This window comes from Streptomyces sp. NPDC042002 (assembly GCF_055588305.1).
In genome coordinates this window covers 149,161-172,375 of the sequence record NZ_JBVJCT010000020.1, presented here as the reverse complement: position 1 = coordinate 172,375, position 23,215 = coordinate 149,161, and the positions used below count along the sequence as shown (strand labels likewise).

Genomic DNA, 23,215 nt, shown 5'->3' with positions numbered 1-23,215 from the left:
CCGCGAGCCGCGAGCCGCGAGCCGCGAGCCGCGAGCCGCGAGCCGCGAGCCGCGAGCCGCGAGCCGCGAGCCGCGAGCCGCGAGCCGCGAGCCGCTGACCGGCTGGAGGAACGGGTTTGTTAGGGGTGGCCTCCTTGTTCGGTAGCCAGCCGCTTCGCGTGCCCGTGGGGCGGGATGCCCACCGTTGGAGCACCTTCCACGGCGAACGTACCCTCGTCGCCGCCCGTACGGTCACCTCGACCGTGCGCGTTCTCGAAACGCTGCCGCCGCTTCTTCGCGGTGACAGTCGTGTGACTGTCGTCTTCGCCTACGACCCCACGTCCGCCTTCAATGCCGGCGTCCTCGACCTTCTCCACGCTGCCGGATGCCGGGTCATGCCCTGGGAGCAGTTGGGGGACGCCGCTCCCGACCTCATCCTCTCCGCCAGCGAGAACATCGATGTGCCGGAAGGTGACTGTCCGGTGCTGGTGCTGCCGCATGGTGTCGGTTTTCAGAAGTTCGTGCCGGATTCACGGAGTTCGACGGACAGGCTCTCCGGGGTCGTGTCCGACACTCTGCTGGAGACGGGACGTGCCTGGCTGGCGGTCTCGCATCCGACGCAGGAAGAGCAGTTGCTCGCCACTCACCCGAAGGCCGCCGGGCGCACGCTGGTGGTCGGCGACCCGTGTTTCGACGAGCTGGTCGGCAGCCGACCGCGCAGGAAGGCATACCGAGACGCGCTGGGGATCGCGGAGCATCAGCGGCTGGTCATGGTCAGTTCCACCTGGGGACGCACCTCGCTTCTGGGAAGTCGCCCGGACCTTCTTGCGCGTCTCCTCGCCCAGCTTCCCTACGACGACTACCGGGTGGGCGCGATCATCCACCCCAATGTCTGGTCGGCTCACGGGGCCTGGCAGATCCACACCCTGCAGGCCGCCGCCCTGGACGCGGGCCTGCTGCTGATGCCGCCCATCCATGCCTGGCGGCCCGCGCTCGTCGCCGCGGATGTCCTCATCGGCGACCACGGTTCGGTGACGCTGTACGACGCGGCAGCCGGTACGCCGTTGCTGCTGGCCGCGTTCGGCGGTGACGCAGTGCCCGGGACGGCCGTTCACGACATGGCGGCCCTCGCGCCCCGCCTCGACCCGCGCGGGGACCTGCTCCAGCAGGTGGAGGACGTCGTACGTGAACACACGCCCCAGCGATACGCCGCGGCCGCGGAGCATGCCTTCGTCGAACCAGGGCATGCCCTCGCCCGGCTCCGCGCCACCCTCTACCGCCTGCTGAGGCTCCCGGAGCCGTCCTCCCCACCGCCGTCTCCCCGGGTGCTGCCGGTGCCGGATCCCCCCGCGTCGCCGGTCACCTCATGGCAAGTCACCACCAGCGTCACCGGAGACACCGAGGAACCGTCCGTCACCGTGCACCGCTTTCCGGCAGCCGTCTCCGCATACGACGCGGCCCACATGGACTCCCCCGCCTCCTACACACCCATCTGGCCTGCGTGGACGACGAGCGCGACCACCGACTGACCGAGAGCGCCTCCGTACTCGTCCAGCGCCGGCCCGCGTCCACCTCGGGTGTGGTGGCCCGGCAGACCGGACGAGGCGCAGACCCGCCAGTGGCTGCACGAGCAGCAGGCCTCATCGGAGCATCTGCACGGCGGGCAAAGGGGGTTGGTGCGCAGCCTGGCAGCAGACACATATGGTGCAGGCCGCCGAGGCTGCTGATGATCGCCTTCGCCTGGCGCGTTGCCCGATCCGGGGCCTTCCCCGTTCACGAGGCACAGGGCTGGGGCCAGGCTGTCGGCTTCTGGTTGGACGAGGGATCAGAGGTGGACGGTCGACGCGGCGATCCCTCGGGGGCTGCCGAAGACGATGGTTGGCTGGCTGTCCTGGCCGTGGGTGTCGGGTGGGAGCACCGCGAGTGCAGTGATGGGGGCTGCGGTGATCAGCCGCAGTATCTCTTCGCCGGTCTGGCATTCCCATGCCCGGATGGTGGTGTCGTCCGTGCTGGCGCTGAGCAGCAGGGGCTGGGAGTGGGCCGGGTGGTGCAGGACGGTCAGGGCGGTCACTTTCCCTCGGTGGCCTTGCAGAACAGGCAGGGCTTCCCTGCGCGGTGCGGCGGGGTTCCACAGTCTGATGACGCCGTCGGCGCCGCCGGTTGCAAGGAACGGGTCTGGTGCGGCGGGGAGTGTGATGAAGGCCAGGCTGTGCGCGCTGCCGATGCGCTGGGGCAGGCGGGCATGGGCCGGTTGGCCGGGGTACAGCAGGCGGACGGTGCGGGTGGCCACCGCCAGCAGGGGTGATTCGCCGGCGGGTGCTGCGGCCAGGGCACGGATGGCGCCGTCGGTGTGCAGTGTGTCCCAGTCTGGGGCGTACTCATCGTCGAAGGTGTAGTAGACGAGACAGGAGTTGCTGAACCCCGCGGCCAGGACAGGGGGTTGGGACGGCGCGGTCGGCAGGAACAGCAAGGTGCGTGCATGGCTGCGACGGGTGGGGTCGAACGGTGTCTGCAGGACATGGTGGTCGCCTTCTTCGGTGAGAATGCGAAGGCTTCCGTCGCTGTAGCCGACGGCAAGGGGCGTGGGACGGTGACGGGAGGCGTTCTCCGGGGCGGCCAGGGCTGTGATGTGGTGGCCGGGTCGGTCGGGGCCGTCGTGCGGGTAGGACGTCGTGCGCCCGGTTGTGGGAGAGAGCTCTGTGAGGGTGTTCGCGTCGTAGCCGGTGATGAGGCGGGGCGGGCCGGTCTGTTGCGGGAGGAGGGCGACATGGTCTGCGTGCTGGTCGGCACTCCAGTTGTCGTGGGCGTCGTCGCGGGCGGGATCCCAGAGCCGGATGGTTCCGTCCATGGAACCGGACACGACGATTGGTTCCCTGCCCACCCGCAGGACGGCCAGGCCGCGGATGGCCTTGGTGTGTTCGGCGGGCAGTGTGTAGAGCAGTTCTCCGTCGTTGGGGTCGACCAGGGTGATGCTTCCGTCGACACCGCTGCCGAGGACCAGCAGCCCGCCGTAGGCGAGGTCGGGGAAGTGGGCCATCGAGGCCACTGACCGGCGGATGGGGGCATGGGGTTGTGGTCGTCTGGTGACGGGGTCGAAGATCCGCACGCCTTTGCCGGAACGGGAGGCGATCGCCAGACGAGGCTGGCCGTGCCGGTCGGTGAATGCCTGCAGCGCCGAGGTGCCCATGCCCATGCCGGGCAGTTGGCCGGCGCTCTCGAGGGTGTGCGCGTCCAGCAGCGGGATGTGTGAGCCGTCTTCTCCGATGGCCAGCAGCGTCTGGCCGTCGGGCAGGGTGATGGTCTCCAGGGCGTGGACGGTGGCGGGACGGCGTTCAAGCGTGCGAGGGCGTTCGCGCACGATGGCTCCGGTGTAGGGGTCCATCGTGAGCACGCCCTGCGGCGTCGCAACGGCCAGCACGGTGTCCCGGTCCGGTCCGGTGAAGGATGCGATGGCTCTGATGCGACCGTCCAGCAGGCTCCAGATGCGTCCGGTCTCCGGGTCGCACCGCCACAGGCCGGCATCGCTGCCCACCACAAGGAGCGGGGCGGTTTTCCTCCGGCGTGTGCTCAGGACGGTCATGGCGCGGACATAGGGTCCGAGGTTGGTGAAGGGTGCGCCGAAGGGGACTCCGGTGCGGGCATCCCACATGGTGACGGAGCCGTCGACGTGACCGGCGGCCACGATGGTCGATTGGTCCGCGCTGCGGAAGGTGACGAGCTGGCAGACGCCGCTGGGGGTGCCCGCGAGGATGTTGTTGGGCAGGCGGAGCCGGTTCCAGCGGGGTACCAGTGACGGCGGCCGGGGCAGGGTGCCGGGGCGCGGCACGGGTTGAGCGCTGTCGGCCTGTTCGGCCAGTGCCAGGCTGTCGGCCCGGGCGGCAGACGGGGCGTCGGCCAGGAACGGCTCGATGCGGGACCAGGCGGCCAGGCGCCGGGTGTCTGTCTGAGCGGTGACGGGAAGTCCCAGGGCGCCGCGGATGCGGCCGTGGGTTTCGAAGGGCAGGAACGATGCGGGGATGTGCGCGTCGTCGAGGACACCGCCCGCCTCGGCGTGGGCGATCAGGTGACGGCGCAGGTAGGGATGCGGCGGCTGCTGGGGGGCGGCGGCGAGCAGGCGGGCAAAGGCCTGGGTCAGATGGGCGTGTACCTGGGCGCTGCCGGTGTCAGGGGTGTCGTAGAAACCGGGCAGGGTCTGCTCGATGAGCAGGGTCTGGGGGGCGGTGCGCAGGGTTTCGCTGACGCGTTCGTGGATGGGCCGGTAGACGGTTCGGCCGTCTTCGACGGCGGTCGTCAGGTATCCGGTGAGGCGGCTGTTGCGCACCAGCCGGATCGTCGCTTCCGGGGTGTCGCAGCCGGGTTCGAGGCCGCGGACGGCGGCCGGCCACACGGTCGCCCAGGGCAGTCCGGCGCCCAGTGCGAACGCCGTGGCGCGCAGGACGGCCAGGAGGTCCTCGGGCCTGGTGCGGGTGTGCTGGGCGACGTCCGCGAGGTCCTGTCGCAGCAGTTCCTGGGTTCCCTCGCGCAGTTGGCGGCGCCATGGGGCGTCGGACGGCGCGGGCAGGAAGGTGCGGGCGTGCAGTTGCTGGGCGGCCAGCCGGGCGTCCAGGAAGGAAGGGGTGACTTCTTGTGCGATGGCGGCGGCTACGGCGGCAATGGGCTGGTTGCTGCGGTGGACCAGCCGGGATCCTGTGGCGGGTTCGGCGTGCAGCAGGGCTGCGGTGTAGGCGGCGATGTCCTCTTGTGCACTGTCATCGTCGGTGCGCAGTGGGGCGGTTGTGTGGGTGGCCTGTCGGAGCAGGTCGAGGAGGCCCCGTTCGGCGTGCGTGTCCTTGACCGACAGGGTGTGGCGGGAGGGGGGTGGTGAGCTGCGGATGCCGAGGATGAGCCGGACCGTGTTCCGGCCGTCGCTGCGCAGGGCGGCCAGGGGGCCCAGGACGTCGGTGATGATGCGGCGGGGGGTCTTCGCTTCGTCGATGCCGTCGACGACCACGGTGAGCGGTCGGCCGGTGCGGGCCAGGGTGGTGCGGGCATGGCCGCGCAGCAGCTCGGAGGCGTCTGCGCCGGTCGGCACGGGCTGGCCGGTGAGTGCCCGGTAGAGCGCGGCGGACAGTTCTTGCGGGTCGGTGTTGCGGGCCAGCACCGCGGCGTCGATGGCGCCGATGGGCACCCGCAGTTCTTCTGGGATCGCCTCCAGGTAGGGGCGGTAGATGGGGTTGTCGCAGAAACGCGGGTCGCTGAGGGTGACCAGGCGGGCCAGCAGCGCGCTTTTGCCGGAGCCGGCCTGCCCGGTGACGATGAGCGTGCTGTCGCCGCCGGCGAGGAAGGCGTTCATGCGGGTGACGAGTGCGGTGCGGCCGGTGAAGTACCAGCCCGCATCGCCGGACATCTGACCGCTGGCCCTGGTGATCCAGTAGTCGTCGACGTCGGGCCGTGTCCATCCCAGTTGACTGCGGGCGTCCTCCAGCAGGGCGGTGTCGGTGTGGCCGGGGTTGGGCAGACAGGGGCTCAGCTCACGGGCGGCGAGACGACGGCTGACACTGCGAGGCGGCCACAGGACATGGAGGTCGGCCATCTGCGCCGGATCCCACACCGTGTCCAGGATGGTGTGGAAGTCTTCCCAGCTCAGGTGGGAGCGGGCGTAGCCGTTGGCTTCGTCGGCACAGTGCGCGTGAACGGCCGCCAGGGCGGAGGTGAAGGCGCGCAGGCGGGGTGTGCTGTCTTCGTTGCCTGCGGCCAGGACGACCAGCGAGCTCAGGGCATGCCGGTCGGGATGCAGAGCCTTGAGAGTGCGGTCGAGCTCTTCGGCAAGGCGGCCGGAGAAGCAGGAGTCGACCATGACCAGCACATGTTCGGCCGGAGAGTCGAGGGCCGCAGCGATGAGTTCGGCCGTGGGGAATGCGGTGCCCAGGGGCCGGTCGGTGTGGGTGTCGGGCAGACGGAGGAAGTGCTGGGGTCCCGCAGGGGCCAGGCCGTGGCCGGTGAGGTAGATGACGAGGGCTTCGTCGTCGAGTGCGTCCATGAGGTTCTCGTCGATGAGGAACGTTCTCAGGTCATGGACGCTTTGCAGTGGTTTGGGCGGGTGGGAGGGAGTGAAGCGGCGCTGGTCGTCCAGGCGAGAGCTGTTCCACCAGTCCTCGACGACGGCGACCTGGGCGTCGATCCCCTCGCGGAAGGCCCTGCGTTTGGCCGGGGTGCCGTCGTCGTAGTCGCTGACGGCGATCACGACGAGGCGGCGCTCGGAGGTGGCGGGGGCGTGCTCGTCGGTCATGACCAGGTGGCGGTGACGGCGCGGGCGACGGGAAGGGTGCGCAGGTACTTGACGGCGGCATGCGGATCGAGGCGGCCGTTGTCGACCTCGGCGTCCCTGACCTGATTCGTCGCCAGGGCCAGGCCCGCGGCGCCGGTGACGGCGTCGTCCGGGTCGAACACATTGATCCACCGAAGACGGGGTGCGATCTGCGCCAGCCGCCCGCCGGTGATCCCCATGCCCCGCTGGACGGTGGGGATGGCCAGGGGGGAGCCACAGGTGACGAAGGTGTGCACGGCCGCACCCGCCGTGCCGGGCGCGGCGATCTCCTCGCGACGGAGGAGGTCGTAGGCGATCACGCTGCCCAACGAGTGGCCGATCAGGACCGTGGTGCGCGCGTCGGCGCTCTCCAGGACGTATTGGCGGACCTGGTCGGCCAGGTCCGGTTCGGTCAGATAGGTGTGAACCTCGCGCAGGGAAAGAATGATCTTGCTGGCCCGGCCGCCGGGCTTGCGCCGGTCGTAGGCGATCGCACGCCGGGTGATGCTCGGCGGCACCTTGACCAGCCCGAGGGTCGTGGGGTCGACCTGCGCGGCGTAGTCGCGTTCCTGCGAGGTGAGCAGGTCGTCCAGCGCCTGGACGATGAAAGCCTCCTCGTCCGCGGTGAACGGTGTCGCGTCGTCAGGGAATGCCGTCTGCGTGCTCAGCCCGCCCCCGTCATCAGCCAGGAGGGCCGACCAGTGCGGCACCTTCAGCACCGGAGCGAGCGCGCTCTCCGCCGTGGGCATCGCAGCGTTGTGGAGCAGTTTCACACCGCGGTCGAGGGCATCGCGCCAACTCTTGGTCAGCTCACGCTGTGATGTCTTGCCCTGCCCGATCCCGTGCACCCCAAGCACATGCTGCTGCCCCACCCGCTACCCGCCCTGTCCCCTTGACCTGCCGTGCTGGGAGGACACTCTACGGGTGCGGCCGCATCCCAACCGGAGCACCAATCCCTCTCACACGGAAAACACAGCACGACCTGTGCCGCTTCCTCAACAAGGGCATCCTGCTTGAGCTGTGGCCGGTGCTCCACAGGCTCATCGGCAGGGCCGTCAAGGACGTCCGGGAGGAGGCATTCCCGAACTGCGGCCGTAGCCGCCGTAGTCGATGTTCCCAGCTGCGCGGTGGCGCTCCCCGGCCACCGGTCTGCGCTCCAGCCGGTGCCGGTCGTCGTCTGGCGCCGGTCGCGCGTCCTGCACCCGCGTGACGGGTTGTCACTATGCTGCGGCCGGAGGGGACCGGCCCACAGAGAGGATCATCGGGGGATGCAGGATCCAGGCCGTCTTCCGGCGCCTGACGACACGGGCTCGGCGACCGAGGAGCGTTTCACCTACCAGGCACAGGCCACGCTCCGTGGGGTGTTGGAGATGCTGGCGGGTGCCGGAGTGGTCCACGTGACGTGCGAGCATTTCGAGGATGTCCTGGTCGCCCGGGCCGGCGGCACAGTGTCAGACGGCGTGGCGCTGTGGGATTTCCAGCAAATCAAGTCCCGGGAGAAGCAGGATAGTTGGACCTTGTCCAAGGTGCTCCGGAGCAAGGCTCTGACAAGCCTTCTACGCACCCATCGGGCCCTGTGGGAGCACAAGGACCTGCCGTACCTCCTAACGGTCGGCGTGGAGGGTCCGCTGAGCTCCGAGGCGGATGTGCGTGCTGTCGCACAGGGACGGGGAGGCGACAGCACGAAGCGGCTGGGCAGGATCGCCAAGTACCTCGATGCGGACCCTGCCGAGACTGCGGAGTTCCTGCGGTTGGTACGCATCGAGGAACTGCCGGACCGTTACGAGCTGGAGCGCCGCAACCGCGATGTGCTCTTCGCCTTGGCCCCGCATCTACGGGTCGGGGAAGTCGAGGTGCTGCACGCGGATCTCCTCAACCGGGTCAGGCTCGCGATGGGCGGGAGCCTGGGACCGCGCTGGCAGGCGCTGGTGACACAGCCCGATGTACCGGAGCCGGTCCTGCGCAAGCGCCTGACGCCGCAGAAGCTCCGCGACGTCGCGCTGCGTCTGACCCGCCCGGACCTGGCCGACTACGTGCGCGCGAGCCGGCTCGCAGCACAGACGCATCCCTATCCCGAGGCCGGGCAGGCGGCCGTGCCGTCGCTGAGTTCCGTCTACGTGCCGCAGCGCCTGCACCGGGTCGCCTCGGAGAACGGGCGACAGCACGACAGTCCGGCAGATCAGTCTCCCGGCGATGTTGCCGACGCCTCCGCGCTCTTGGGACGCGCACCCGTGTGCCTGGTGCTTGCCGGCCCGGGCGGCGGGAAGTCCAGCCTCCTGCGCGCTGTGCAGGCCGACTCGGCCGAACGCTGGCTGGCCCGCGAGGACCAGCAACTGCTCGGGGTGACCGTGCCGGCCACAGCGCTGCTCGGCTCTCCCCTGCCAAATGCTCTGGCTGCAGCGGCAACCACACAACTGGCCGCTTTCGCACTGCAGCGGACGCTGTCCGACGAGCTCTTCCTCAGCAGGCCTGCCCCGGGCGCCTGCTGGCTCGTGCTGGTCGACGGACTCGATGAGATCACCGACCGGGACGACCGGCAGAACCTCCTGCGCACCCTGGCAAACTTCGCCGCCGGGCCCGACCCCCTGTACCGGTTCGTCGTGGCCACCCGGCCGCTTCCCGGGAAGGACCTCCGAGCCCTGGGCCACGACGTGCCCCGCTACCAGTTGGTGCCCTTCTCCCGCAGCGAACTGTCCAGCGCGGCCCAGCGCGTCCTGGACGGCTTGGGTGTGCCCGGCTCCCAGGAGGCGGCGGGCCGCTTCGTCCGCGTGCTGGACGACGCGCACCTGACCGGTTTCGCCCGTACTCCGCTCATGGCGACGATGCTGTGCCAGCTGTATGCCGCAGATCCCGGGCAGTCGCTGCCAGCCACCCGGGGAGCTCTGTATGCGAGATTCACCGACCTGCTGCACCGCCGGATGAGCGGCAGGGGCCTGTCGGGGGTGCGGAGCCAGGCCGAAGCTGCCCTTGCGCGTTTCGGCCCCACGGCCGTGTCACGGGCCCATGACCTGCTCGATCAACTGCCGGACACGATCGACAGCCTGGCGTATGGCCACCGCAGCGGCAGTCTGACGTCCTGGGTCGGCGCGCTGGCCTCCCTGGACAGCGCGCGGCGCCCCCGCGCCGTGCCGGAGGACGACTGGAACGGTTTCCTGGCCTCGGTCCTGGGGCGCAGCGGGCTGCTCACTCGCTCCGGGGACGGTTTCGCCTTCCTCCACCAGACCCTTCAGGAGTACTGCGCTGCCCGCCACCTCGCGCGCACTCCTTCTGCCCATGCCCGTGAGCTCGATCGGCTGCTCGACCCCTGGGAGGAGGGCTGGGGGACGACCCCGTGGGGTGCACCGCTGGACTCCGCCTCCTACATCGGCTTCCTCATCGACCCCGGAACCGCCCCGCCCACCGACCCCGCCACTTCCCTCAGGGCGCTGGCGGTGCCCGACAACATCCGCGGGTGCCTGCTGATCGCCACCCAGCTGTCCCTGGGCACCCTGCTCGCCGACACGTGGAAGCCACTGGTCCAGACGGCCGCACAGGCCATGGCAACAGCGAGCGCAGATCCCGACAGCGACGCCACCTCACGCGTCTGGGCGGCGAGCGTGCTGGCGGAACTGGACCTCCAGGAGGGCACCACCGCGCTCGAGACACTGGTGGACGACCGGCTCCTGGACGAGGAGTTCAACGAGGACCCACACAGCCCGGACTTCAGCGACCGCCTCCTGGCAGCCCGCTCCTTGCTGGAGCTGGACCCGGCCCGCGGGACAGACGCCTGCCACCGGCTCGTCCGCGACTCCCACCTGTACGACTCCGTCCGGGTACGAGCCGCTGAAGTACTCCTGTCTGCCGGGGACGAGCGCGCCCGCCCCGCCCTGGAGCACCTCGCCAGAGCGGACATCCATTTCGACGACCGCCTCGACGCGGCGAACCGCCTCGCACCCCTGGACCTTGACGCGGCAGTTCACTCGCTGCACAGATTGATCGAGGACTACCGGGGCGACCCGGACTGGCTCGACTGGTGCAAGGGCGCCGCCCAGGCATTGGCCGATCTGGGCGACCCGCGCGGCCAGCAGATCATCGACGAGCTCTCAACCAGCCTCTGACATCTCGCCAGTTCCGCGAACGCCGCGTCCGGCTCAATATGATCAATAGACGGACGAGGGGGCACCTGGGATCCCAGCTCTGCCCGTCGGACGCTGCGACGTGGGCCCTGGGCCGCTGCCCAACGGGGGTCGCCCGCAGCCGGTCGGGCAGTTGCCTTCTGAAGAGCCCGTGCTCGTCATGGTGATCAAGCGTGCCCTCATCGTGTTCCTTTCTCTATCTCCTACGGGGCACGGACCCGGATTGGCGCTATGGCCGCCCAGCTCGTCGCTGCGATTCACGCCTGCCGACCTTGCGATGGCGGCGGAGGCAGGGTGCAGTCGAGGGTGAAGGCTGCGACGGGGACACCCTTGAGGGCTTGCTGTGTATGGGCCTGTTGTTGCTGGTGTTGGTCAATGAACGCGAGCGTGTGATGGGTTGCGGGGCAGGATCGCCGCTTGGTAGCCGTCCAGCGGTCGCAGTCGAAGTAGCCGGTCAGCAGGATGCCTGCCGTGCGAGGGGTGTTCAGGTAGCGGTCGACGAGTTGGTGTTCCAAGGCTGTGGGCAGCGTGCTGTTCCAGCAGCCTTTGCACTCGATCACCAGTCTGACCGGGTCGTGTCCGCTGCCTGGCGGGGCTGGGACCTCGATCTGGATGTCGGTGCGGCGGCCGGACAGACCCGGGCGGTCGAGCTGGACTTCACGATTGACGACCACACGGTAGCCGCCGATGTCCTGCAGGAGGAACGTGGCAAGGATGTCGCTGAGGTCTTCCTCCCAGCAGGGCCACCACTCGGCTTGGGCCGCGGAGGACTCCGAGCGGTTCCACAGGGCGATACTCAGGCCGTTGGGGCGACGCAGAGCATGTTGGAAGCGGCCGAGAGCCTCCAGCACGAGCGCCAGGAGATGCCCTTCGTCAGTGACCCAGCGACGTTGGCTCGATTCGGCAAGTGTCCTGAGCTGAGGGGGCGTTACCGGGGCGTGTAGGGATTGCGCGGCTGTGGTGGCGGTCTGCCGGGCGAGGAGTCGTAGGCGCCGCAGCCCTGTCTGGGAGGCCAGACGGCGCAGCTGATGGGCGGCTTGCGGCGTGTTCTTGGCCTGGAGGAGCGGTGGAATGGATCGGATCAGCTCACCGAGGTGGTCCTCGCCGATCCACCCGGAGCGCAAGGGCGGGTCCAGAGCTTCCGCTGCCATATGTCGGGCGAGCGCGAGGTACAGCTCGGCGAGGGCTTCCTCGGTCAGGCCAGCCAGCTGGTGCGGCTGCGTGTAGTGGCTGACGGGGCGCTGGCCGAGTTGGTCGATGTAGGCCCGGGCGAGCACCTCGTTGTTCAGACGTTTATGTACGAGCGGCCACAGGTTCGGCAGTGCCGCCGAGTACAGCAGGATCTGCGCTGCCGTGAGCCATCGGGCCAGGAGCTCGGGGGTCGTGTCGGGGCTCGATGGGTCGAGGTCGAGGGCCGCCTGCAGGCGGCCGGGGGCGCTGGCATGGTCGGTGAAGACCAGGGCGCTGGTGACGCTCTGCCAGTGCTCGATCCCGCGGTCGGGGTGGTCGGCCCAGACGGTGAGAGCGTCGACGACGTCTTCCTGCGCGTGGGCACTGAGGCGGCGGGCCAGGTCGTGCGTGGTGGCGGCGTCCGTGTGGGTATCGCGGAGCACTTCGCCCAGCAGATCGACCAGCGAAGGGCCGGCTTGTTCAGCGCAGACAGGCAGGAGGGCGTCCCGGATGGTTTCGGCGGCAGAGGTGTAAGCGTGTGTGGTGGCGAGGGCGAGAGCCCAGCCGGCCCAGTGAGCGGGGGCAGCCGAGGGGAGTTCGTCGGATGCATTCAGTACGGCAAGAGCGCTGAGCTCCAGCATCAGGCGCGGATTGGCGCGTGCACCGTAAGCCAACAGGTGCGCTGGCAGAGGCGGGACGGTCGTCAGTACCTGCCGGGCGGCGGCCCTCAGCCGCACATCGAGGTCGCTGCCCTGCTCCGGTCGGGACGGGGCGTGACGGGCCCACAGGAGCAGTGGCTCCTCCCCCAGGCGAGGAGGCTCGGCTCCGTCGCGGGTGCATCTGGTCTGGTCAATGACGGTGCCCCAGGCATGGCGGATGGTCGCCGGGGTGGCGGTGTGGACGGCGGCAAGTGCTTCGCGTAGCCGTGTCTCGCTGTAGAGGCGGCTCTCGTCGAGAGCGGTGTCGGCGTCCTGGCGGGGTTCTGGGTCGGAGGCCGGGGCCCAACGCTCGGTGATCTGCCGGAGGGTGGGATGGGCGCGGCAGGCTGCTTCTACCCGGGCTTGCAGATCGGGATCGGTCGGTGGGGTGATGGATACGACCAGCCGGGCCAGTGCGGATGGCACGTCGGTGAGGTGGTCCCAGTGCTCCATCCAGTAGAACGCGTCGTCGTAGGTGGTCAGGCCTCCACGTGGCACCGCGCTCCAGGCGCGGAGGAAGTCCTGCTCGCCGAGATGGGTGAGCAGGTGGCGTGTCAGAGTGCGGCGCAGACTGTGCTGGGCGCGCAAGGCGTCGCCCAAGGCCTCGTGTTCGGTCCGGCCTTCAAGGCTGTAGAGCAGATCGCTGTGGTTGGCCAGCGCGAGGAGCGCCTCTCCGATGACGGTCTCGGGATGAGGCAGTCCAGGAAGTCCATCGGCACCGGCCAGGGTGACCGCGCGGCTGATCAGGCTGGTGGCCAGGACGATGCTGCGCCCCAGTAGTGGCTGCTGAATCGTGTCGCGGGCCCACAGCAGAGCCTCGGCGGTCTGGGCCGCGGTCAGCTGGGCGGGGATTTCCGAGCGCAGCACCCACGCGCGGCCGTAGTAGTCGGCGGCCGGATCATGAAAGAGGTCGAGCAGTTCTCGCAGGGACAGATAGCTGGGCCACAATCGGTAGAGAGCGGCTGCGACGACTTCCGGTGAGGGGTCGTGGGCCGCCACTTGTCTGACCCGTTCCACTGTCGGGGCATCCGCGGGACGGAAGTCGGCGATGGCCCGTAGGGCAAGGGCGCGTAGTTCCTCGGGCAGGCTGGTAGTCCCGGCGACCTGCAGCAGGGCATCTGTCAGCCCCGGATGAGGACAGAATCGGGCCACTTGCAGCGCCGTGTACACCACCAGCGTGTCCGCGTCTGGTCGCAGGCGAGACAGGAGTTGCTGTGGCAGTCCGGGGTGTTCGAGGCGGTGCAGCGTGGTGTGGTCGATGTCGATCGTGTCGTCTTGCTGGACCAGGCTGAAGATGGCTTCGACGACTCGGGCCCGGTCGGCGGGCGGCCGCGCAGGCAGGTCGGCCAGGAGCAGCACCAGCGGATCGTCGCGTAGGAGGTCTTCGAAGAGCGTGCTGTCGGTGCCGCTGCGCCAGGCGGCCACTTCTCGGTGGGCCGGGTAGATGTGCCGCGCTGCCCCGTCCCCGACCCACAGCAATCCGTCCTGGGCGCGCGGGTCGAGCTGGTGGGCGTGCAAGTAGTGGGCTGCCAGGAATTCCTGGTAGCTACGGTGCCCGAAGGTCCACTGCAGCAGGCCGACCGGATCGAACAGATGGGACTCGGTCAGCCGCCGCAGTTCGTCGGTCGTGCACGCGACCTGGCCGTCCAGCAGGCCGGGCTCATGTCCGCCTTCCAACTCGGCCAGCGTGATCTCCCCGCGGCTGGGGGGCTGGTGGGAGTCATCGCTGAGCACGTTGTGCGCGCCGAACTGCATCGCCGCAGCAACGCGGGCGGCAACCGGGAGCAGACGCTCCCCTGTGGGCTGAGCACGCAGTTCACGGATGTCGGCCGGGCGCCGGGTCTCGGAACAGAAGAGCACACACGCCTGCCTGTAGGCATCTGCCGCAGTGGTCGGCAAGGTCCCGTGGACACGCTGATATTCGAGCAAATGCAGGAGAGTGACGGGAGTCTTGGACAACTGCGTCAGGTTCCGCTCGCGCAACACGGTGCAGAAGGCGTCAGCATCGAGACCGTAGTCTTCGGCAGCTACGGCGACATCATGGGCGCTGAGCGGGGCCAGGATCATATGCCGCACCTGAAGCGGCGACCGCCAGTGCCTGGTGAGTGTGTCTTGCAGGACGTCAGGCCAGCGTCCTGTGCGGCAGCTGAAACGCAGCCTCAGATTGCTTCGTTGGTCCACGGTGAGCGAGTCGATCCAGTCGGCGATCAGGCCGCCCAGGGCAGGCAGGACGTTCAAGCCCTCGTCGACACTGTCCAGGAACACCCACCACTCCCCCGCTTCCCAGGCAGCGGACGTGGCAGCCAGAGCTGTCCGGACCTGGGACTCTGTCTGGTGCCGTCCCAGGTTCACCCACCGCGTCATGGCTCGCGCAGCCTCCAGCGCCTGGTGCTCCTGCACAAGCGCCACTGACTTGCCCGCACCCCGCTCGCCGAACAGGGCGAGCACCGGCACGTCCCGCAGCTCCTCCAGTCGCCGGCCGTGGTCTCCTTCCGCACCAGGCGCGCTGCTCCGGTCTCGGCCTGGTACCCACTCCCCCAGCGGCACCGTCTGACGTGCCCATGGGTAGACCGCTCCGGACAATGATGCTGTCGTCACAGGTCCACAGCGTAGAAGCCCGCACTGACATCGCCGGTGACGACGCTGGTTGGCCATCGACAGGAAGCCGCCGTGCGGGGTCGCAGAGCGCGAACCCGCAGCCGGCAAGGCCGGCAACGCCCACTAGCTGATCATGAAGGTCCGCGGCAGAACCTCTGCCTTAACGAGTCCGGGCACCCCACCGGAAGTCCTGGTCTTTCCGAGGAAACGGTACGCCGAAACCGGCCAACGCCCAGTGGAAGAAGCCCGGTTCTCGGTTGCCGCCGTAGGGGCCGAGTCGGGGAAGGCGAACCGTGGGTCCAGTCTCGGGGAGCTGCAGCAGGTAGTCGGCGTCGTCGGGGTGGCCCATCACGCAGGTGATCTCGCTGACCGTCCAGGCGACCTGGTTCACGATCTCCATACCCTTGAGGTTGAGGATGCGCTCGGTCAGCGGGCCAGCCTCATAGTCGTCGGCTGGCCGCGCGGCGCCCACCACCATCAGCACGGCGATCTCTGCGGAGAGCGGGAAGAGCACGCCCTTGAGGTCGAGCAAGGTGTCGTGCATGGGGATGTAGCCCTTGTCGTTCAGAACAAACCGCGGCGCGGCCGTGCCACGCCGGATGAGTGCGAAGCGTGCGTTGGCCATCCACCGTCGTGTCTCGCGGAACGTGATCTGCCGCTGGCGTTGCACATGATCACGGGCCGGGGCGGGCGTGCCCTCTTCCTGGATGTAGGTGACGGCGACACGGTCGTAATCGGGGTGGCGGATGGACTGCGCCTGCACGTGCGACAGGATGGTCTTCCAGTCGTCCCGGGTGACCGTGCCCTGTTCAAGCGCGCGGATCGCAGCGGGAAGAGCTCCCTCGTACGCCTGCCAGATGGTCTCCGCGAAATCAGCGGGCAGCTCACTGCTCGGGGCGTCCACGTCGTAGAGCCCGTACTGGTAGGCGATGTTTTCCGCCTTCAAAGGCCCAAACACCTTCTCCGGCTCCTGCCGCCGCCGCACGCACACCTTTGCGTGCCGGAGGCCCGTCGCCCGGCTGGCCTCGGACTCGCCGAAGCCGCCGATCAAGGCCGCGGGCAGGTAGTGCGGTTTGGGTGCCATGCGCGCCATTGTGCCCAGCTCCACCGACACCCCGGGCCTCGGTGGTGGTCAGCGGGGTGCCCGCCTCGCCAGCTTCCACGGCACGGCACGGACCGGCCTCGCATCCACGGGCCCACGTCAGGAGACGGTGTCCGCCGCCGTGTGGCTTCCCGGATGTCGGCCCCTTGGTGTGCACGACGACCCCATCTCCATCGCATCGTTGCTGCGAGCGAGATACAAACAACGTCTGCCCTCCCGCCTCGACGAGCTGGCTGGACCCGAGCACGGGTTGGTCGAGCTGCCGCTGCACAACGCGTGGTCCGGACTGCGCCGTCCTCGATCTGGACCTGCCACGCCAGCGCATGAGCCTGTGCAGAACCGTCCTCGCCGAAGACATGCGTGACGACCTGCCCCGCTTCCTCAACCGGGACATCCTGCTTGAACTTTGGCCAGTACTCCACAAGCTCATCAGCAGGGCCATCAAGGACGTCTGGGAGAAGGCATTTCCCGAGCTGCGACCATGATCATCTTTCGGCACACTCCCCCAGCACCCCGCAATAGGCGTTCTCACCGCAACTGCGGCAGTCTCACCCAACCTGCAGGACCACAGGTCAAACAGCCCGAGCAGGGGCCAGAACCCGCCGCAATCCATCTGCGGCACCGCAGGTCAACGGCATGTGGTCACCGCAACAACGGTGCGACCTCACACCGGCGGCGAAGGCCATGTTCACGTCGATGCCGACCAGATGCCGCAGGGTGCACTCGGCATCCGTCATCGGCCGCGCCCAGTCGTACGCCTCCTCGAACAGCTTCTCCGCAGGTCCCCTCACGTGGAAGCGCGGCAGGTCCTTGAGGAGCGGGTGCCCGTCGGGGGCCTCGCACGGCGCCGGGTCGACCGGGTCCTTGCCCAGGCTGCCGGGATTGTGCTCGGAATGCCGCTGACCGGCAGCATCGGGTGTCGAGGCCCGGGTCGCCGGGTGCAGCGCCGTCATCAGCTCCAGACCGGTCACCGCAGCCGATCCGCGCGGCGTCATCACCCGGGACGCGAACGCGCCCAGGACGCGGGCGAGTTCGGCCGGCGCCAACTGCCCGGCCTCGCCCCAGTGCCTGGCGTCCAGGGCGTGCCACGACGGAATGCACAGCTGCACGCACGCTCGCTGTGAACCGTGAGCGGGGCGGTAGATCCGCGCCCACGGCCCGAAACCGCGCTTGGTCAGCTTCCACTCCGCGCGCACCAACTGCTTGATGACCTTGTGGTTCTCCGGGATCCGTCCCGCGAGGCGCTCGTCGTCGGCGAGGGTGACGGGCAGGCCATAGCGCTCCAGTGCGGCTTCGGTGAGGACGAGCAGCGGGTCGCCGTCCTTGCCCGGACCGGAGAGCTTCGGCTGACCGAGCTTCGCCTCTTTCAGGGTCCAGTCCACCAGGGACGGCAGGGACTTGGCGGGCACGTCCAGGATCAGGCCGCCAGTGCAGTACGCCAGCACCTGCCCGTCCTCGACGTCGACGACCGCCAGCGGCCCGTTCTCGAACCGCGGGTCGGCAACGTCAGTCGAACTGCCGGCCGGGGCCGCCTTCTGTGTGCCCGAACGAGGCGACGTCGATGACGGCCCGGCGGTATGCGACGGACGCGGCACGGCCTCTGGAGTAGCGGCGACGGGGGCAGCAGGGGTCTGAGCGTCTTCGGTTGCGGTCCTGGCCGCAACCTCGGGTGCCGGATCGGTGGACACAGGATGCGCTTGCGCCGGGGCGGGCGTACCAGTGACCGCAATGGGTGCCGGGGTGGCCGGCTCCTCCGGGGCTGGGTAGAGCTCAGCAAGCTGCCGCAACATCCGCGCATACGCCTCACGCTCCGGACCACGCGGCTCGGTCGGCTTCGTCAACGACTCCCAACCCGACACCGTCGCCCGGCGCACCTGCAACGCCGTAGCAACCTCATCCAACGTCAGACCGTGCGCGGTACGCAGCCGTTTACGCTCCGCCGCAGGCGGCAACGACGAACGGGACGCAACCAACGCATCCACCGCATCGAACAACTCAGACATGCAACACCTCCAGACCAACACCCTACCCTCTACCGTACAAATAGCGTGCAATACGCGTACGGATTGCGTACGAAGAATGTACGGGAGGGAGACAGGAGCACCCCGCCGGTTTCGCCTTCTCGGAAGGGACCTTGCCGACATCATGGGCGGCCCTTCCGCGTTCCCAGACGTCCCGTGCCAGGTGCGCCATACGTCACGGACCGGGCATGCCGCGCAGCAGTCGGCGAAGAGCGCGGCGCAGGGCCAGGCGGCAGTCGAGGCCGGGTGCGGCGTAGGCGGTGACGACGAAGACGGCCACGGCGGCGAACGTGGTGAGCGGGCCGATCCAGCAGAACATCGGCAGCACGCTGCCGGTCAGGAGCAGAATGGCCAAGATGAGTGCAAGCCCCTGATCCTGCTCTCAATCCCGCTGTGTCTGGCGCATCTTGCCGGTCATGCGCGGCGCAGGCACCCGGACGGCACCTGGCCTCCGGGAACAACCCGCCACAGGCGCCCGCCGCCGCACTCGCGGTACTGCGACCAGGAGCCGCGGCCAACCGCGACGGTGCACGACCGCACCCGCTCACCCCGGTGTAGGTACCGCACGATCGGCGAACGCGTCGTCGCGACCGGTCCCTCGTTCCACGCCAGCATACGCACCGCCGCCTTCTGAACAGCCCGCCATGTCGACGTGCACGGTGTGGCAGCCGCAGCAGTCGACGGAGCAAAGGACAGAGCGGTCGCGAGGGCGACGGTGACGGCGGCCGCCGCGGTGAGTAGACGTCGAGTCAGGTGCATACACCGGTCAACCCCGCTCCCCACCCACCCGGTCACGGCCCCCTCCCAAGATCGCCCGCCAGCGGCAGCCGGGCAGGTTGTCGGCCTGGCCCGCGCGCGGCCCCGCCGTGGCGCGGAACTAAGGCGTGTATCGAAAGTGCTGGCAAGAACCGATTCATCGGCGTCTGGTGTCAATCGGTGCGGTGTACCCCGGCTCCGTGGCGGTCGGCAGTCACCCACCTGAGGAAAGGCGGTTTTCCAGTGCCCGAGGCAGCGGGTAGGCGCGCTCTGCGGGGAACAGCCGCTGGGCTTTTGCGGCATGCCCAGCCTGTATCAGGGAAGCAGCCTTGCGGACCTGCGGGGTGAGGTCGGTGAGACTCACAATCCAGTCGTCGGTGAATGTACGAATCAGATGGCGGCCAATGCCGACCTGGATGCTGTAGTGGTTAAGCGCCGCCCCGCGCGGCGAGCGCTCCGGGTCCCACTGGACATGCACGGCCGCCTCAGCGACGGCCGCTGGGTCTGCGGTCGTGAGCACGGCCTGGGACAGGGCTTCCTCCCAGCCCTCCCGCGTTATCCGCACCGCGAGAACGCGCTCCTGACCAGGTTTGCGGGTCCAGTTGCTGCGGTGCATCAGCCACATGAACGACGGCTTGATCCACGTCATCCTGCGGAATGAGAACGGCGTAACGAAGCGGCCAGCCCGCAGTGCCGCGTCGGCGATGGCAGGCGTGTACGCCTGGTAGACCACGATTGTGCGAGCGTCGTAGTCGGCACGAATCTGATGCTGGGGCGCCACGCAACGCACCCTGCCATCCGTCCCATGAGTCTCGCGAGCCGTTTTCTCGCACTGGCCGCGCAGCCGGTTGCGAAAGTGCTGGTCACAGCCACTCGTTGATGGCCGCGACGAGGACGGTCGCTTCGTAGCGGACGGCGAGTTTCTCGTACCGGGTGGCCACCGCGCGGTGCCTCTTGAGGCGGTTGATCCCGCACTCCACCGCGTGGCGCTCGCGACAGTCGGTCTTGTCGAACTTCGGCGGACGGCCGCCGCGGGAGCCGAGTCTCTTGCGGTTGCGGACATGGTCAGCCTTGTCCGGGATGGTGCAGCGGATACCCCGACGCCGCAGGTAGGCACGGTTCTTGCGGGAGGCATACGCTTTGTCGGCCCGCACCCGGTCCGGCCGGGTGCGGGGCCTACCGGGCCCCAGCCGATGCACCCGGATCTTCTTCAGTACGGGCTCGAACTGAGGAGAGTCCCCGCGCTGCCCGGCCGTGATTACGATAGACATGGGTTTCTGGCCCTGTTCAACGGCCAGGTGCAGCTTGGTGGTCAGGCCACCGCGCGAGCGTCCGAGCCCGTGGTCCTCAAGCTCGGACGTGAGGCCGCCGGGCGGCTCCTTCTGAAGATCCCCCTTTTCCTGGCTCCGGCGGCGTGCTGGTGGGCCCGGCAGACGGTGGAGTCGACGTTGATCTCCCAGGTGATCAGTTGCTTCGCCTAAGCCTGGGCCTGCAGGTCAGCGAAGATCCGCTGCCAGGCGCCGTTCCGCTGCCAGCGCCGGAACAAGTCGTACACCCGCCCCCAGGGGCCGTACCGCTCCGGCACATCCCGCCACGGCGTCCCGGTTCGGGTCCGCCACCGTATGCCGTCGATCAGCTGCCGCCGGGTCCACACCGGCGGGCGCCCCGGCTTCTTGCCCGCCGGCAACAGCGACTCCAGGCGGGCCCACTGCGCATCGGTCAGATCACCACGTGCCACAAAGCAAGATCATCTCACCTCAAGATCCACTTTCGATACAGGCCCTAGGAGATCCGAGCCCGCGACGGTCTCCGGGGGATCGTCGCCCAGCACCTTCCTGAGCGATCCCACGGTCCGTTTGCAAAGACGCCGGGCGGCCCGAACGCGTCGCGTATCCAGCGTAGCGATGACGAGGTTCATCCGGACCCGAAGCGTGTCGGGGCGCTCGTCCCCCAGAACACAGCCCATCTGCTCGGCCAGGTTCTGGAAAACAGCGAGGATGACTTCCGGATCCTCAACGGCGGCGCGGACCGCCGCGTGGTTCGAGGCTGCTTGCAGTGTCTGCGGGGCCCGCGTCCGAAGCACCGCTCCGCGCGGGCCAGGACGTCGGCGAAAGTGATGAGGGCCGCCTCCTCGTCGGACTTCAGAAGGCAGAGTGCTTCCACCTCGGCCGTGTGGGTGCTGAGGGGATGGTCCGGCCCCAGCAGCGACTCGCACCTTTCGCGTACGGCAGTGGACATCAGAAGCAACCGGGTGGTCGAGCCGGCCCGCTGGGTCCAGTGGGCCAGAAAGATGCGGAGGCGCAGGCCGGTGGGCCGAGACGGTGCGAAGGGACTCGCGGTGTGCCCCGGTTCGTTCAGCTCAGGCGCCACTGCTGGTTGGCGCCGCCGTTACAGTCCCACAGCTCCAGCTGCGTGCCGTTGACGTTGCCGGCCGGCTGGTCGCCGCCGGTGACGTCGAGGCACAGGCCGGACTGGACGCCGGTGATCGTGCCGTCGGCGTTCAGGCGCCACTGCTGGTTCGTGCCGCCGTCGCAGGTCCACAGCTCGACCTTGGTGCCCGCGGTGGTCGCGGCGCCGGTGGCGTCCAGGCACTGCGTGCCCCCGTACAGCCGCAGTTCACCGGCCGCGGTCAGGGCGGCCTTCTGGTTGGCGCCGCCGTTGCAGTCCCAGATCTCGATCTTCGTGCCGGGCGCGGTCTGGTTGTCGAACGCGTCGAGGCAGCGGCCCGAGGAGGCGCCGACGAGGGCGTGCGTGGTGCCGGTGCTGGTGGCCGAGCCGGTGGACACCCGGAACAGGACCGTGCCGTGGCCGGGCACGGTGGCGGAGATCGCACCGCTGGTGGTGGTCTTCACATGCGACCACAGGTTGTCCAGGCTGTAGCCGGCGGGCGAGGTGGGCAGGCCGACCGCCGACGCGGTCGTGGAGATGGTGGCCGCGCCGGAGTTCTCGTTGAACAGCGCCACCGACACGTCGCCGCCGGCCAGCGGCTTGGCCAGTACGTCCAGGCCTCCGGCGGAGGACACCTGCACCCCCTGCTTGCCGAGCGCGTCCTGGTCGACCGCGACGACGTCCCGGTCCCCGAGGATGGACGCTGTGGCGGCAGTGGAGTTGGGCAGGTCGTTGCCCGTGATCAGCGGGGCGGCCATCTCGGCCCAGAGACTGAACTCGCTGCGGTCCTCGGTGAACGACATGCCGCCGTTGCCGACCTCGAGCATGTCGGGATCATTCCAGCCACCGGGGCCGGCATACTGCGCCAGCTTGACGTTGGCGTGAAAGATCGACAGCAGGGAGCCGTAGCTGTCGTTGATGTCGCCGGTGGTGCGCCACATGTTGCCCACGCCCGCGCCCCACGTCCATACGTTGTCCACGCCCCACTCGCACAGGCTGAACACAATGGCGCGGCCGCTGCCGGCCAGGGCGTCGCGCATGGTGGTGTCGCGCTGCTGGGCCGGGGTCCCGTCGTCGTTGCAGTTGTCGTACTTGAGCAGGTCCACGCCCCAGGAGGCGAAGCTGTTCGCGTCGGTCTGCTCGTGGCCGAGGCTGCCGGGGTAGCCGGCGCAGGTCTTCGTGCCCGCGCTCTCGTAGATGCCCAGTTTCAGGCCCTTGCCGTGCACGTACGCAGCGGTGCCGCTGATGCCGTCCGGGAACTTGACGGGGTCCGGCACGAGACGGCCGGCGGAGTCGCGGCTGCCGGCCATCCAGCAGTCGTCGATGTCGACGTAGGTGTAGCCGGCCGCGGCCAGCCCGGAGGAGACCAGGTAGTCGGCGACGGATTCGACCTTCTGCTCGGTGACGTTGCATCCGAACTTGTTCCAGCTGTTCCAGCCCATCGGCGGGGTCAGGGCCAGCCCGTTGGGCAGCGCGTCGGCCTGTGGTGCGGCGCCCAGGACCCAGGCGGCTGGAGCGATGAGCAGGGCCAGGACGGTGCCGACCGCGGTACCGGCGCGTCTGCGGGCGGGCTTACGGCGGCCGCCGGTGCGGGCCGAGACGTACTCAGGGTGGAATGCGCGGCGTGTCCGGAGTGTGCGGGCCATGTGGAGCGGGCGGGGCATATGGAGGCGCACGTTGTCCTTCTTTCGGATGGGGGCTACCCGATGGGCACTCAGACTCGCGGACAGACTTGAGTGACCCCGCGTCAGGTGTGAGAACAGCCGAAGGGGATGACAAAGACGCATGATGGGTAAGGGTGAAAAGTTTTGGATTCTGTGCGAATGCCGGGCCATACCGTCGCAGTCCACACAGGCCCCGTCAAGGGTGCACACAGCAACCGGAGCGAAACTCTGGCGCCGGTACTCATCGGCGCCGTCGTCGACCAGACCGTGAGCAGCGGCGACAGCAGTCGGCTGCCGCTGTGACCGGCCGTCCTCACCCCGGCGCTGAAGAGCGGACCGGACAGCGAAGGCGTACGGCAGCAGGTGGGATGGCTGTCCGCTCTGCCGGGCGATCTCGCCTACCATCTGGACGACATCAGCGGCGCCCGCGTGCACCTC

The 23,215-nt window shown here is 69.0% G+C and carries 10 protein-coding genes and 3 pseudogenes; 3 read left to right on the top strand and 10 right to left on the bottom strand.

Annotation, left to right across the window (positions count from 1 at the left end):
• Positions 1-290 precede the first annotated feature (290 nt).
• Positions 291-1,508 carry a hypothetical protein gene (locus ACZ6KY_RS26925; protein WP_469312860.1) on the top strand — a complete coding sequence of 406 codons (1,218 nt, stop codon included), beginning with the start codon at positions 291-293 and terminating at the stop codon, positions 1,506-1,508.
• Positions 1,509-1,804: 296 nt separating this feature from the next.
• Here the strand turns inward: ACZ6KY_RS26925 and ACZ6KY_RS26920 are convergent, their stop codons facing one another.
• Both ACZ6KY_RS26920 and ACZ6KY_RS26915 read right to left on the bottom strand, forming a co-directional pair.
• A complete protein-coding gene (locus ACZ6KY_RS26920; RefSeq protein WP_469312859.1) occupies positions 1,805-6,247 on the bottom strand; it encodes an AAA family ATPase in 4,443 nt (1,480 codons plus the stop codon).
• Complete coding sequence (locus ACZ6KY_RS26915; RefSeq protein WP_469312858.1) at positions 6,244-7,137, bottom strand: endopeptidase; 894 nt, start codon at positions 7,135-7,137, stop codon at positions 6,244-6,246. Before ACZ6KY_RS26915 ends, ACZ6KY_RS26920 begins: the two co-directional genes overlap by 4 nt.
• A gap of 396 nt (positions 7,138-7,533) precedes the next feature.
• On the opposite strand from ACZ6KY_RS26915, the gene ACZ6KY_RS26910 reads away from it, so the two are divergent.
• A complete protein-coding gene (locus tag ACZ6KY_RS26910) occupies positions 7,534-10,362 on the top strand; it encodes a dsDNA nuclease domain-containing protein (protein WP_469312857.1) in 2,829 nt (942 codons plus the stop codon).
• A gap of 275 nt (positions 10,363-10,637) precedes the next feature.
• On the opposite strand, the gene ACZ6KY_RS26905 is transcribed toward ACZ6KY_RS26910, so the two are convergent.
• Positions 10,638-14,702 carry a hypothetical protein gene (locus tag ACZ6KY_RS26905; protein ID WP_469312856.1) on the bottom strand — a complete coding sequence of 1,355 codons (4,065 nt, stop codon included), beginning with the start codon at positions 14,700-14,702 and terminating at the stop codon, positions 10,638-10,640.
• A gap of 304 nt (positions 14,703-15,006) precedes the next feature.
• Positions 15,007-15,930 (bottom strand): DUF4238 domain-containing protein, encoded by a 924-nt coding sequence (locus ACZ6KY_RS26900; RefSeq protein WP_469312855.1) that lies wholly within the window; start codon positions 15,928-15,930, stop codon positions 15,007-15,009.
• A gap of 169 nt (positions 15,931-16,099) precedes the next feature.
• Here ACZ6KY_RS26900 and ACZ6KY_RS26895 point away from each other — a divergent pair.
• Positions 16,100-16,433, top strand: a pseudogene (locus ACZ6KY_RS26895) (transcriptional regulator).
• Between the two features lie 183 nt (positions 16,434-16,616).
• Here ACZ6KY_RS26895 and ACZ6KY_RS26890 read toward each other — a convergent pair.
• From ACZ6KY_RS26890 to ACZ6KY_RS26865, 6 genes and pseudogenes are all read right to left on the bottom strand, one after another.
• Positions 16,617-17,951 (bottom strand): annotated as a pseudogene (locus ACZ6KY_RS26890) (helix-turn-helix domain-containing protein); the annotation flags it as partial.
• 193 nt (positions 17,952-18,144) lie between these two features.
• Positions 18,145-18,324, bottom strand: coding sequence for a hypothetical protein (locus tag ACZ6KY_RS26885; protein WP_469312854.1), 180 nt, complete (start codon positions 18,322-18,324; stop codon positions 18,145-18,147).
• 615 nt (positions 18,325-18,939) lie between these two features.
• Complete coding sequence (locus ACZ6KY_RS26880) at positions 18,940-19,506, bottom strand: DUF4291 domain-containing protein (protein WP_469312853.1); 567 nt, start codon at positions 19,504-19,506, stop codon at positions 18,940-18,942.
• An 82-nt stretch (positions 19,507-19,588) separates the two neighbouring features.
• Positions 19,589-20,463: pseudogene (locus ACZ6KY_RS26875) on the bottom strand (IS5 family transposase).
• 9 nt (positions 20,464-20,472) lie between these two features.
• Positions 20,473-20,808 (bottom strand): hypothetical protein, encoded by a 336-nt coding sequence (locus tag ACZ6KY_RS26870; RefSeq protein WP_469312852.1) that lies wholly within the window; start codon positions 20,806-20,808, stop codon positions 20,473-20,475.
• A gap of 271 nt (positions 20,809-21,079) precedes the next feature.
• Positions 21,080-22,759 carry a glycoside hydrolase family 27 protein gene (locus tag ACZ6KY_RS26865; RefSeq protein WP_469312851.1) on the bottom strand — a complete coding sequence of 560 codons (1,680 nt, stop codon included), beginning with the start codon at positions 22,757-22,759 and terminating at the stop codon, positions 21,080-21,082.
• Positions 22,760-23,215 lie beyond the last annotated feature (456 nt).

Coding starts and splice junctions, on each gene's coding strand:
- ACZ6KY_RS26920 (WP_469312859.1), bottom strand. CDS start 6,247: ATGACCGACGAGCACGCCCCCGCCACCTCCGAGCGCCGCCTCGTCGTG.
- ACZ6KY_RS26910 (WP_469312857.1), top strand. CDS start 7,534: ATGCAGGATCCAGGCCGTCTTCCGGCGCCTGACGACACGGGCTCGGCG.
- ACZ6KY_RS26900 (WP_469312855.1), bottom strand. CDS start 15,930: ATGGCACCCAAACCGCACTACCTGCCCGCGGCCTTGATCGGCGGCTTC.
- ACZ6KY_RS26865 (WP_469312851.1), bottom strand. CDS start 22,759: ATGGCCCGCACACTCCGGACACGCCGCGCATTCCACCCTGAGTACGTC.